This is a genomic window from Pirellulimonas nuda, from assembly GCF_007750855.1.
In the GTDB taxonomy this organism is placed as follows: domain Bacteria; phylum Planctomycetota; class Planctomycetia; order Pirellulales; family Lacipirellulaceae; genus Pirellulimonas; species Pirellulimonas nuda.
Map to the genome: position 1 here is coordinate 158,495 of NZ_CP036291.1, position 12,898 is coordinate 171,392.

The 12,898-nt window shown below is 63.3% G+C and carries 8 protein-coding genes, 1 tRNA gene and 1 pseudogene; 3 read left to right on the forward strand and 7 right to left on the reverse strand.

Annotated features, from left to right (window positions below; translation table 11 throughout):
* The first annotated feature begins 32 nt into the window (after positions 1-32).
* On the forward strand, positions 33-1,388 hold the full coding sequence (gene gdhA / locus Pla175_RS00645; RefSeq protein ID WP_145280305.1) for an NADP-specific glutamate dehydrogenase: 1,356 nt from the start codon (positions 33-35) through the stop codon (positions 1,386-1,388).
* A gap of 73 nt (positions 1,389-1,461) precedes the next feature.
* Here gdhA and Pla175_RS00650 read toward each other — a convergent pair whose 3' ends face one another.
* Positions 1,462-1,818: a hypothetical protein gene (locus Pla175_RS00650; RefSeq protein WP_145280307.1), complete on the reverse strand. Its 357-nt coding sequence runs from the start codon at positions 1,816-1,818 to the stop codon at positions 1,462-1,464.
* 318 nt (positions 1,819-2,136) lie between these two features.
* Positions 2,137-2,439: a hypothetical protein gene (locus Pla175_RS00655; protein WP_197527176.1), complete on the reverse strand. Its 303-nt coding sequence runs from the start codon at positions 2,437-2,439 to the stop codon at positions 2,137-2,139.
* Positions 2,440-2,769: 330 nt separating this feature from the next.
* On the opposite strand from Pla175_RS00655, the gene Pla175_RS00660 reads away from it, so the two are divergent.
* Positions 2,770-2,841, forward strand: a tRNA-Cys gene (locus Pla175_RS00660).
* 330 nt (positions 2,842-3,171) lie between these two features.
* Here the strand turns inward: Pla175_RS00660 and Pla175_RS26940 are convergent.
* From Pla175_RS26940 to Pla175_RS00685, 5 genes and pseudogenes are all read right to left on the reverse strand, one after another.
* A pseudogene (locus tag Pla175_RS26940) lies at positions 3,172-4,527 on the reverse strand (tyrosine-type recombinase/integrase); the annotation flags it as partial.
* Positions 4,528-4,743, reverse strand: a complete 216-nt coding sequence (locus Pla175_RS00670; RefSeq protein ID WP_145280311.1) for a helix-turn-helix domain-containing protein — start codon at positions 4,741-4,743, stop codon at positions 4,528-4,530.
* Between the two features lie 494 nt (positions 4,744-5,237).
* Entirely contained in the window at positions 5,238-7,388 is a 2,151-nt protein-coding gene (locus Pla175_RS00675; protein ID WP_197527177.1) for a phage/plasmid primase, P4 family, read from the reverse strand.
* Between the two features lie 900 nt (positions 7,389-8,288).
* Positions 8,289-9,053, reverse strand: coding sequence for a hypothetical protein (locus Pla175_RS00680; RefSeq protein WP_145280315.1), 765 nt, complete (start codon positions 9,051-9,053; stop codon positions 8,289-8,291).
* A 114-nt stretch (positions 9,054-9,167) separates the two neighbouring features.
* Entirely contained in the window at positions 9,168-10,085 is a 918-nt protein-coding gene (locus Pla175_RS00685) for a recombinase family protein (RefSeq protein ID WP_145280317.1), read from the reverse strand.
* A gap of 362 nt (positions 10,086-10,447) precedes the next feature.
* On the opposite strand from Pla175_RS00685, the gene Pla175_RS00690 reads away from it, so the two are divergent.
* On the forward strand, positions 10,448-12,883 hold the full coding sequence (locus Pla175_RS00690) for a type I restriction-modification system subunit M (protein ID WP_145280319.1): 2,436 nt from the start codon (positions 10,448-10,450) through the stop codon (positions 12,881-12,883).
* The last annotated feature ends 15 nt before the right edge of the window (positions 12,884-12,898 follow it).

The following is a 12,898-nucleotide window of genomic DNA, read 5'->3' on the forward strand; positions in this document are numbered from 1 at the left end:
TGGCGGTTCACCTTTTGTAGCAGGAATACAAGATGTTCTTCGAGCACTGCCAAGAGGCCGACGACTTCCTCGCCGGCCTCGAACGCCGCAACGAGGGTGAGCCGGAGTTCCTGCAGGCGGTGGAGGAGTTCGTGCGGACGGTGATGCCGTTCGTGCTGGACCATCAGAAGTACATCGACGCCCAGATCCTCGAGCGGATGACCGAGGCGGACCGGATCATCATCTTCCGCGTCACCTGGGAAGACGACCTCGGGCAGATCCGCGCCAACCGTGCGTGGCGGGTGCAGTTCAACAACTCCATCGGGCCGTACAAGGGGGGGCTGCGGTTCCACCCGTCGGTGAACCTCAGCATCCTCAAGTTCTTGGGGTTCGAGCAGACGTTCAAGAACAGCCTAACGGGGCTCCCCATGGGGGGCGCGAAGGGGGGCTCGAACTTTAACCCCAAGGGCAAGAGCGACCGCGAGGTGATGCGCTTCTGCCAGAGCATGATGATCGAGCTCCACCGCCACATCGGCGAAGACACCGACGTGCCCGCCGGCGACATCGGCGTCGGCGGACGCGAGATCGGCTACCTGTTCGGCCAGTACAAGCGGCTGGAGAACCGCGTCACCGGCATCCTCACCGGCAAGGGGCTCTCGTTCGGCGGCAGCAAGGTCCGCACCGAGGCGACCGGCTTCGGCAGCGTCTACTTCTGCGAGAACATGCTGGGCCACCGCGGCGACTCGCTACGCGGCAAGACCTGCCTGGTGAGCGGCTCGGGGAACGTCGCCCTCTACACCGTCGACAAGCTCCACACGCTCGGCGCCAAGGCCGTGACGCTAAGCGACTCCGACGGCTTCATCCACGACCCCGCCGGGATCGACCAAGACAAGCTCCGCTTCCTCAAGGACCTAAAAGAGGTCCGCCGCGGCCGCATCAGCGAGTACGCCGAACGCTTCAAGGGGGTCACGTTCCACAAGGACCAAACCCCCTGGGGGGTGCCCGCCGACGCCGCGTTCCCCAGCGCCACGCAGAACGAGATTTCTGCCAAAGACGCCGAGACGATGATCGAGAACGGCGTGCAGGCCGTGTGCGAGGGCGCCAACATGCCTACCGAACTCGCAGGCATCCACCAGTTCCTGCAAGCGGGCGTGCTGTTCGGGCCCGCCAAGGCCGCCAACGCCGGCGGCGTCGCGGTGAGCGGGCTCGAACAAAGCCAGAACGCCCTACGCCTCTCCTGGAGCCACCAAGAGGTCGAGGCCCGCCTGCAGGGCATCATGCACGACATCCACGCCAAGTGCGTCGAGTACGGCGAGAACCCAGACGGCACGGTCAACTACGTCAAAGGCGCCAACCTCGGCGGCTTTGTGAAGGTCGCCGACGCAATGCTCGCCTACGGGGCGGTTTAGTCAGTTGTCAGTTGTCAGTTGCCATCCGCTTGCGCGTCCGTCCAACCGGCTACTGACCACTGACTACTGGCGACTACCGAACAATCACCACCGTCGTGCCAAACCCAGACCCACGCCACATCGGCGTTTGCCAGCCGCGGTTGCTGGAGCCGGTAAACGGCGTGGGGCTAGCCGCCGGGCGGGCGACGCTCAGGCCGTACCACTCCAGCGACGCCATCCGCGCCATCCGCTCGGCCGCCCGCTGCTGGCTCTTGGCCTGCATGATCTGCCGCGGCGTCGGGTCGGCCCGGTAGCCGTACTGGTAGCTGTCGTTGCGGGCCGCCTCGGCCTCGGGTTGGCGGACGTCGAAGTCAACGATCCCCTGCCCAGAAGCGGCGCCGGTGAAGCAAATGGCGGCCAGCGTGAGTGCGGCGCAATAGTAAGTTTTCATCGTCGGCCCCCTGACAAAGTTTGCGGTTTGCGGCCTCGCTGCAACCAAGGCCCGCAGGTCAGGATTCGGCCGTCACGACCGGCAGACCTAAGCCACACCGGCTCAGTCGCCACGGGCCCCGCAGGTTGCCCCGTTTTACAGCCGTGGGGGATAGCCACGAAAAGGCGCGAAGAAGCACAAAGACTCTTGGGCTACGAACAACATCGATGCTGGCATCAACGCCCCGGAGACGCTGCAAACCCCGCGGATCTCATCTCCGAGCCCAGCAGCGACCTTCTTGCCTCCTTGTGCCTCCTTGTGGCCGCCCGTCGTCCACCTTCAAGCGGCCATCCGCCGCGGCGACGCCGGCTGACGCGTTGCTAGCACCTGGCTGGCGAGCAACTGGGTGGCTAACGCCACCACCCGCAGCCGCAGGTCTTGCCGCTGATCGGCGCCGGCGCGGGGGGCGGCCCGCCGCACCAGGGGCGCCGCCAGGGCGTTCAGGTAGCCCCGCTGATGGCTCGCCGAGCCCGCCAGGCCCCCGGCGCCCGCCGCCAACGATTGGGCCGCCAGCGAGCGGGCCAGGCGTTCGACCAGCAACGGGTCGACCTCGGGCGTTCGCCGCCAAAATTTCCATGTCATGTTTGTTTCCTCCCTGCGGGTCGCCCCTGCCTGGTGCGTCCGTGCATGGCTGGCATCGTACACCCGAAGCCGGCTTCTCCAGCCATATCTGCCGGCGGGCGCAGGCTTGACGCCCCCCGCACGGCGCTGCCGGTCGGCGTCGGCCAGGGCTGCCCGACCGGCAGAGCTTGACCATCCCCCGCCGATTGCATAGTTTTTTGTGGAGCGTGAGGGCCCGGTTGGTCGAATCCATTGCAGCGGCGGTAAGGGTCGCAGCGGTCACAACGACCCACCCCCCCGCCGATTTTTTGAACAGCGTTGCGTGAGTTCGTCGTTGCTTGAGTACGTTTAGGCGCCGTAGCCAAGAGGCTAAGGCATCGGATTGCAAATCCGACATCCCCGGTTCGAATCCGGGCGGCGCCTCTCACCGAAACCCCGAGAAACAGCTTGTTTTCTCGGGGTTTTTTCATGCCCGGAGCGCAATGCAGAATCCTGGGTTTTGTCAGCAATTGTCACCCGCTTGCACCAATTGTCAGAATTTGGTGCAAGCGTTAGTGCAAGCGTTCGCTCGGCGTCCCGTTCGGGCCGGTGGTGGTCGGTGCCGGTAGCGCGGGCCTGCTGGCGGTCGAGCGGCTGCCCGTCGAGCGGCAGTGCTGGCAGCGAGTTGAGCGCACCGGCCACGTCCAGCAGCCGCGGGTCCGTGTAGACGTTCATCGTGAGATCGATCGTCGAGTGCCGCAGGGCCGCCTGGGCGGTGCGGGGCGCCACGCCCCCCGCGGACAGCATGGTCCCGAAGGAGTGCCGCAAGGAATGCACGTCGAGCGTGCGGCCGCGGTCGTCGGCTTTCTTGATGCCGGCCGCCTTCAGGTCGAGGTCGAAGATCTTGATTAGCTGCGACGGCACGTCGAACACCGGGGTTGTTGGCGGCAAAGTCGCCGGCGCTCCGGTGGCGATCGACAGCACCCCCGCCGAAGCCGACACGTCGCCGCACGCCGCGGCCCGCTTCTCGGCGACCCAGGAACGCAGGTCGGCTGCTAGGTCGTCTCGGATGGGCAGCTCGGCCCTCTGACGGTTCTTGGCGTGCTTGGCTTCGAGCAGGATGTGAGGGGCGGGGCCGTCGAGCTCAAGAGATCCGATCGTCAGCGACGCCAGCTCGCCCCGCCGCAGGCCCGTGAGCATCAGCGTCTTGTAGATCAGCGCCCGTTCGCGCCCCACCAATTCGAGCTGGGCGATCTGCTCCGGTTTCTCCGCCAAGCGAGTCCGAGCGAGTTCGACGGCGTCCGCCAAGTTCTTCAGGTCCAGAGGGGCCAGCAACCACGTATCACGGGCCGATTTCCGGTCTTTCGGATCCTTCTTCAGGCTCTTCCGGCCGCACTCCCCAAGCGGACGCAATCGCGCGACGTACAACAGCAGCTCTAACTCGCCGATGGTCATCGCCCGGCGTTGACGCCGCTTATCGACTGCCTCGTCGAGCCGATTGATCCGCTTGGTCGGGTCCGCAGGCAGCCGGCCTGTGGCGACGCACCAGCGGCAGAACGCCCGCATCGCCTGGAGGTACGAGTTACGCGTCCTGGGCGACATCCCCTCGACGCAGCGATCTGTGAGCCAACGCTCTAGGGGAGCCGGCGCCAGGTCGCGGAGGGTCTGCACGCCGCAGTCCCCCAGCAGCTTCTCCACGAGCCGCTTGCAATCGGCGACGTGCGTCTCACTGCGTCCCTTGCTCCGCAGGCCGTTTAGGTATTCCTCCAGCGAACCGGCCGCAGGCGTCCCCAGCCAGTCACGCACCCTGTCGTCGCTGGCTGATACGATCCCCGACCGCACTCGCTCGGCGCGTTCGAGTAGGCCGTTTAGCACGCTGTTGGCTCCGTCCTTGGTGCGGCAGCCAGTCGAGACCTCCTGGACGATGCCCGAGCCGTCGCGGTACTTTGCGACGTAGGTGGCAGACTCGATCCGCACACGGAGCGATCCGTCCGCCCCCTCGAAAACGACGCCTGATTGCTTCTCGCCCTTGCGATCCTTCCATCGCGCGATCCTCTCTCCCTTGCGGGTCACGATCTCGGCGCCCTCAGGGAGCGGCTTGGTGAACGTCTTGCGGTAGACGGTGGCCATCTACGTTTCCTTGGTCGGCAGGATGATCTCGACGCGGTAGTAGGCGGCGAGCTTGTCGGCTAGATCGAGGCGGAGCGATCGATGCCCCTTTGCGAACGACATCAGGCTCGGCCGCGCAAGCCCCGTTTGGCGACTAACCTCGGCGTAGCTGGTGCTGTCGGAAAGCAGTGCTTCACGCAGGGCGTCGGACAGCGACGTGTGTATTGTGTGAGACATGTATCAAGTATGACATGCTGACGTTCATCAGTCAAGCACTCTAGTGCGGTGGTGGATTCCAGGCTGGAAACCCAAAGGTGTGACCGCACCAAGCGCAGTCGCGCCGGATCGATCGACCTCGATGGATCGATACCTCTCGGACTTGATCGTCGCCGCACCGCGGGCAGACGTCATCGCCTAGCCAAGTGTTCCCCTCGCCTGTCGCCTGCTCACCATCTGCTTCATCGATCCGTTCCGACTCGTTGTCCGGCTCGCCCCCCCTCTCCCCCCCGGCTGCGGGGCCCAGCCCTGGCTCTGAGTGGGTGAATCGGTGTCCCTTGAGGCTTTGAATCAGCCAGGCCGGTAGTTCGGCGTCCCGCGATGTCCCGCGGGACTCGCCATTGCGCTCTTTATAGGTTCCTTCTCCTACTACCATCACACCATCCTCTCTGTACGTGCAATTGAAAGTCCCGCGGGACATCGCGGGACACTCGCCTGGCCCCAGCTTCATCCGCCTAGCAACTAAGCCGGATTCCTTCGTAGTAACCCACTTTTGAACGGCCAACCCTGCGTTCCTTGCGCCGGATCAATGAACTGCAGGCATTGAGATCGCGGCCGAATGACTGCCTTGTACCCGGGTGATCCCGGCCCTGCTCGCCACACCAGCTCCGCCAGGCTGCGAACAGATCCTTGATGTCGATTGAGTACCCCACGCCCATCTCGCACTGCTCCCGCACAAACGCTCCAACAGCGGACGTCAGGTCGCGAAGATCCCTGAGGGTCTCCAGGGAAGAGTCGGGCTGCTGGAAGTGACCGCGCTCACGCAATCGCATCCAACCGGCCGCTGCCCACCACCAGATGCATGGGAGCTCTTCGGCCAGCTTCTGATCGAGCCCCCGGTCTTCCTTGCCGAGGAACGACTGGGTCATGGTTAGCACGATGAACCGACCGACGAACGCTGATGAAGCGTCGGCAACCTTGGGCAGTTCATTCGTCATCAACAGCAGTCGCGTTGGCAGCTTGGTCGTTACCGGCGCGAGGTGCTTGATATCGACGGTGAGCGAATCTTCGCCGGAGATCGAGAGAATTCGCTCAAGGACGACCGACTGATCAGCCCTTCCGTTGAGCCGCGCGTCGCTGATGATCGCGAGGCTCTTATTCATCAGCGGCTGAAGCCCGAAAGGCTGGGTAAGGCTAGACAGCGTCGGCCCGCAGCAGTTTCTTGTGCCGATCAGCTTCTGGAGTAGCCGTGCGATGGTCCCCTTGCCGCTGCGCGTGGGCCCGATAATCAAGAACGCCTTCTGCTGCGATGTATCAGGGGTCAATAGATAGCCAAATATCTCCTGCAGCGTATCGATGCTCTGTGGGTCATCAGGGAATACGGATTCCAAGAACTTCAGCCAGCACTTTGGCTCGGGCCTGCTGGGTTCGAACTTGAAGTCGCATGCGGACGTGGTGAAAAGCCGCGGGGTTGCCGGGATTCGGTACTCCGCGCCGGTGACGAATAGGTTGGGTAGATAGATCGCGCAGTCCTGCATCGCAACCAAGTCTCGCGGGTCACACTCGAAGGGCGGCTGGCCAAGCCACTCCGGCTGTTCCATTGCTGATTCGATCAGCAACTTCGATCGCATCTGCTCGCGGAGCTCTCGGACGTGGGCAATTCGAACGCCAATAAACTCGCGATTCATGAAGCCATAGAGGCGAGCATCGAGTTCGTTCTGGGGCGTCGCGTGGTAGCAACCATTACTCCATCGCCACCAGCAGCCGTTCCAGAAGTAGAGGTTCCAGGCCCCGTCGGTCGTGAAGCAACGCTCGATGATATTTATTGATTCGTCGTGGGCATCGAACTCCTTCATCGCTTGCCGATGGTCCTTCTTCCCTGTCTTGCCGGTTGATTCATCGCCGGCGGCCTGCCCTAGGTCCGCTTGGCTAAGTGGAACCGCGTTGTCGAGCAGCTCCTGCAATGCCTCCGATCCGTGGGCGACCAGAAAGTCATCGAGCCCAACCTTGGCGCCACCTTCCCCGCTCGGCAGCCGGACGATCCTCGCCTTCGCGTTGTGCGCCAGCAGTGCGCCTGCCAGTCCTCTCTCCGGCCGCTGCACGTTGGGGTTGGAAGCAGCGTCGCTGTCGAAGACGACGAACGCGTCACGCCCTTCCCAGGCCACATGTTCCAGCTCGGGCACGAGCTTGGAGGATCCCTTCTTGTGCCAAGCCTCGACGCCGACAAGGCCAACGCAGGCGAACCCGGCGCACGCGGCGGACAACGCCTTCTTCTCGCCCTCGGTGATCAGTAGCGGCACTTTCGGGTCGGCGAGCATGGGCCAGACTGAGGGCGGAACGTAAGCGCGTACGGCGGTCTTGCTCGGCTGAAGGTACTTGGCGCCCCCCACTAGTTTGATCGGCTTGACCCGGTGTAGCACGGGCCGCCCTGCGGCGTCCAAGAAGGGATAGACGATCGCCGGACTATGAGATAGCGGGAACGACTTGCGATTGAGAAGGGCAGCGATCTGTTTCGTGTCGTGTTCCGTGTAGACTCCCGCTGAGAAGATCGCCTCCGCGGTGATGCCGCTCTTCTTCAGCTCTTCTCGGTGCATCGGCAGCAGTTGGCGGTTCGGCTGGCGGTCTTCGGCGGCGGCTCTGTCGCGCTCTGAAGCGAAGGCCGTCACGGCTTCATCTAGTGGGGACATCGGATCTGCCTTCTATGTCTCTGCGCCCAGGCGCGACGCCGATCGGCGATTGTTTGTATGAAGAGCCGAGGCCCGCCGCTCGTCGAGATGACGAGCGGCGGCGTCTGCGGCTAAGAGAAAGAAGCAGGTCAAGCTCAGAACGGCGGCGCTTCAGGTCCGCTGATCTGCGGCCAGCGCGTCGTGTAGAAATAGCCGGGTGCCCCCGTCGGCCCATCATCGACCGGAGGGTCGTCGGGCACCAAGCGTTTGGGCTTGCACGGCGCGGGCGCGTACATGCGCGGAAATTCGCCGTAGCGCGCTCCCCTGAACGTCCATTCGTGTTGGTGCGATTCGCCGCAGTAGGGACACGGATCGGCGACGAACACGCACCTGACCAATCCGTTGGAAGGGCGGATCTTCAGGGGGCCGTACAAGTCGCCGAAGACCAGTGGAATCTCTTCTGTGGGCAGCCATCTCGGTTCAGCGGGCCTAGATGGTTCGCTTCGAGACTTTGGGGATTGCGGCGAGGTCATTTGCCACCTCCTGCCCGAACGGTGCGGCAGGGGGGGCAGCCCTTCGCTTCCCACTCTTCGAGCCCGCTGATAGACCAGCGGAGGAGCCGACCGAACCGGGTAGGCTGCGGCGCCAGCCCAGCATCTACCCAGCGTCGAAAGCTCTCCTTGGAAACGTCGTACCGCGTCGCACATCCGCCGATAGGAACGTAGCGCCTGGATGTAGCCGCGGCAGTCGTTGGCACTCTTGATGCCGATTTGCTCATAACACACTCCCGTCTGAGACAGTTCCTGCCGGTCCCTGCGACCGTCAGCCGACGAGAGTATTTCAATGCTCAGAGCAACAAGCAAAACGCGTATTCCGCGTATTCCGCGAATTTCCTGCCGTTCAATCCGCGGTTTTGTTGGCCGCCTTTCGTTCGCTCTTCAGCGTAGACCGCAGATACCAGGGATGCGTGTTCGACGACCCGTTCTTGCGCCACACTCGACCATCTGGGTCTTCCCCGAGGCAACTTTCGGTATCACTCTTTCCCAGCCCCCGATAGGTCCTGAGTGTCTGCACGGTAAGGCCCTCCAGCACCGCCGCTCTCTTATTCCTGACCCACTCCCCGTTTTCGCGGTCAAGTTGTGGAACCCACCACAGTTCCCTTAGAGTCTCGGGCGAATTCTTCCAATTGATCTCGCTACCCTCAACTGGGCTTAGACTCCCAGGCGATGCGACGCGGGTAGTAATGCTTTCCGGCTCTGGTCGCTCACCTTCGGCGACAGGACTGGCGACGTCGGACAGGAAGCTTTCAAACTCAGCGACGACCCGCTCGAAATCCATCGAGAACTGCGCGAGAGTTCTCCAATAATCGGTTCTGACTTGTAATTCGTAGTTCACGTCAAGGAGTGGTCGACGTGCATTGGACAGTGCTGAGGCTGGCACCAAGAGCGGCGATTCTGAGTCGCGCACGCTTCGTGAAAGATGAGCGAGCTGAAGGTTGGAGAGCGATTCGCCAAAAGAATCGACGGTCTTTCTCAACTCGGAGCCTAAATCATCGATTCTGAGAGTATCGGTTCCCTCACGCAATGCAGCGTCCAGCGAAGACGCGAGGGCGAGAACTCCGCGGAATTGTGACTTCGCGACTGCAATCACGTAGTCGGTGTCCATGGCTGGCCAAGCAGATGGTTGCGGTAAGAACGTGTCGATGTAGGAGCGAAGAATATGATCTGAGCGTGCTTTGCCTGCAACCTGGACGACTGGGAGTCTCGGTGTTACGGGCTGCTACTTGAAGCATCGATCGTCGCCTACCAAGGACCGCCCCGCGGCATCAATCACCGGCCAACTCTCCCGCCCCGCGCGATCGCGCTTCGGCAGCAAGTTCCGCGGCACCACCAGCGGGCAGTTCCGCTTGAACCCCCGTCGTGGCCAGCCGTCGAGCCGGCTCTCGACCAGCCTGTCGTATGCGTCCAAGAACGTTGGGCCCGGCGTAAGCAGGCCGTCGCGTTCCGCCCGTCGTAGTACTCGGCGGATGGTTCCCTCGCCCCAGTCTCGGCCGGCGATCCGGTAGCCGCGGGCGTTGAGCTCGTCGGCTAGCCAGCGGGGGCCGAAGCCGCAGCCGGTGCGCCAGCCGAGCCAGCGGATCACCTTCTGCTCGGGGCCCCATTCGACCAGCGTGTTCTGCTTCGCGTGCAGCCGGTAGCCGTAGGGGACCTTGCCCGAGGGGAGTCGGCGGGCCCGGCGCTCGGCCATTGCCGCGGAGGTCGCGGCCGCGTTGCGATCGCGGAAGTGTTCGGCAAGCACGGCCAGCGATCGTACCGCGTCGTAGCCGCCCCCATTGGGCCGCGGCAGCGTGGGGCCGGTCACCGCGGCGACGCCGGCGCCGGCCCGCATCAGCCGGTCGTGGATCGCCACCAGCCGGCCCAGGTCGGCGCCCAGCACGCCCACCTCCAGCACGGTCAGCGATGCGGTGCTTCGCTCGGCCGTGGCGATGGCGCGCTCAAGCATCGGTCGGCGCCGGCGGGGGCCCGGGGCGCCCGGGTCGAGGAACACGCCGATCACGTCGAGCCCATTCAAGCAGGCCCACTTTTGGCAGGCGGCCACTTGCTCTAGGGCAAAAATCGATGGGGTGACGACGGGCGCTGCGTACACAACGACCCGCCGTTGGTTCTCACGGCTTGCATGATACGCGTTGCTATCCACGCCAAAGTCCTCCTGGCGGCATTCGCCCCTCGATCGTCACTACCCGGCGGCAACGAATACAGGCGACGCAATTGTATCACCGCCAAAGGCTTGCGCGGCCCGGTTCCGCGTACAGGGGCGGGGTGGTCGGCGCCCGTCGGATCGCGAGATCGCTGCCTCTGGCCCTCGGCGACGCCGCCCGCAACGCAATCGGATCCCTTCTTTGCGGACACCCGTTTCCTGCCGTGCAAAAATGGTATGCTGGCCGCTTTCGTGGGCAGGAGTTGTCAGGGGCGGCGCCGGAATTGGCGGTGGTTGCCCACGGCGCCGCCCGTCTGCAAAACAATCCGAATCCGACCCATTCGCCCTCGCGGGCGCAGCCAATGGCCCTCAAGAAGTCCGAACTCTACTCCTCGCTGTGGGCGAGCTGCGACGAGCTGCGTGGCGGCATGGACGCCAGCCAGTACAAGGATTACGTCCTTTCGCTGCTGTTCATCAAGTACGTCAGCGACAAGTACGAGGGGAAGGCGTACGCGCCGATCACCATCCCCGAGGGCGCGGGCTTCAAGGCCATGGTCGCACTCAAGGGATCCGCGGATATCGGCGACAAGATCAACAAGAAGGTCATCGCTCCGCTCGCGGAAACCAATGATCAGCTCTCGCAGGCAGACTTTCCTGACTTCAACTCGTCCGAAAAGCTGGGCGACGGCAAGGAGAAAGTCGAGAAGCTCACCAACCTGATCGGCATCTTCGAGAGGCCAGAGCTCAACTTCTCGAAGAACGGCGCCGATGGCGACGACATCCTCGGCGACGCCTACGAGTACCTGATGCGGCACTTTGCTACCGAGAGTGGCAAGAGCAAGGGTCAGTTCTACACCCCCGCCGAGGTGAGCCGCATCATGGCCCAGATCATCGGCATCGGCGCCGCCAAGACTTCCAGCAGCACCACGGTGTACGACCCCACGTGTGGCTCGGGGTCGCTGCTGCTGAAGGTGGCCGACGCGGCGAGCACCCCCGTCACGCTGTACGGGCAGGAGAAGGACAGCCAGACCAGCGGCCTGGCGCGGATGAACATGATCCTGCACAACAACCCCACCGCCACGGTAGTGCAGGGCAACACGCTCGCCGATCCGAAGTTTCTGGAGGGCGACGCGCTGAAGCAATTCGACTACGTCGTCGCCAATCCGCCATTCTCCGACAAGCGCTGGAGCACCGGCCTCGACCCGGCGGCCGACCCCCACGAGCGGTTCAAGGCTTTCGGCGTCCCTCCCAACAAGCAGGGGAACTACGCCTACCTGCTGCACATTGTCCGCTCGCTCAAGAGCACCGGCGCCGGCGCGTGCATCCTGCCCCACGGCGTGCTGTTCCGCGGAAACGCCGAGGCAGCGATCCGCGAGAAGCTCGTCGGGAAGGGCTACCTAAAGGGGATCATCGGCCTGCCGGCCAACCTGTTCTATGGCACCGGCATCCCGGCCTGCATCGTGGTGGTGGACAAGAAGCAGGCCGCGGGGCGGAAGGGGGTGCTGATGATCGACGCGTCGGCGGGCTTCCAGAAGGAGGGCCCGAAGAACCGTCTCCGCTCGCGAGACATTCACAAGATCGTCGACGTGTTCACCAACGCAGAGGAGCACCCCGGCTACTCACGCGTGGTTGGCATCGACGAGATCGCCAAGAACGACTTCAACCTCAACCTGCCGCGGTACATCGACAGCCGAGAGGCCGAAGACTTGCAAGACCTCGGCGGCCACCTCTACGGCGGCATCCCCACGGCCGATGTAGACGCCCTTGAGACCTACTGGGACATCTGCCCAGGGTTACGCAAAGCACTGTTCAAAGAAAACCGCACCGGCTACGTCGATCTGCGTGTCGAACCGGCCGCGATCAAGCAGACGATCCACGAACACCCGGAGTTCGTCGCGTTCGTGGAGCAGATGGACGCTCACTTCGAGGCGTGGCGGAAGCGGGCGGTCAAGAAGCTCAAATCGCTAGAGGCGGGGTGCGACCCTAAGGCGGTCATCCACGAGCTTTCGGAGGGGCTGCTGGCCCACTACGAACCGAAGCGGGGGGAGGCCCAACCGCTCATCGATCCCTACGCGGTCTACCAGCACCTGATGGACTACTGGGCCGACGTGATGCAGGACGACGTCTATTCAATCGCGGCCGACGGCTGGAAGGCGGAGACGTATCGGATTCTCGTTAAGCGGAAGGACAAAGGATGGGCGTGCGACCTCATTCCAAAAGAGCTGGTGGTCGCCCGCTACTTCGCCGACCAGCAAGCAGCGCTCAGCCAACTAGTGGTCGAACTCGAATCGGCCGCTGCTGAGCGGATCGAGTTGGAAGAAGAGCACGGCCGAGATGAAGATGCCTTTGGCGATCTCGAAAAAGTCAACAAGGCGAACGTCTCGGCTCGGGCCAAGGAGATCAAGGGCGATCCGGAACAGAAGGAAGAGCTGGTTGTCCTCAAACAGTGGCTTACTCTTGCTGAGAAGGAGGCGAAGCTAAAGAAGAAGATGAAGGATTCAGCTGCGGCACTAGATGAAGCAGCTTACGCAGGGTACGCGGAACTGACATGTGAAGACGTACGGGCGATCGTCGTCCTCGACAAGTGGGTAACTTCTGTGGGCGACGCAGTTGAACGCGAGGTTACCCGGAATAGCCAATTACTGAGGACGCGAGTGGATGACCTCGCGTCACGATACGCGTCAACTTTGACCGATCTGACGAAACTGTCGATAGGTCTCGACGGGACAGTAGGCGAGCACCTAGAGCAAATCTGCGCGAAGTCTATCGATATTCATATAAGGGAAGTGGCGGTTTGATCACGATAGCAACTT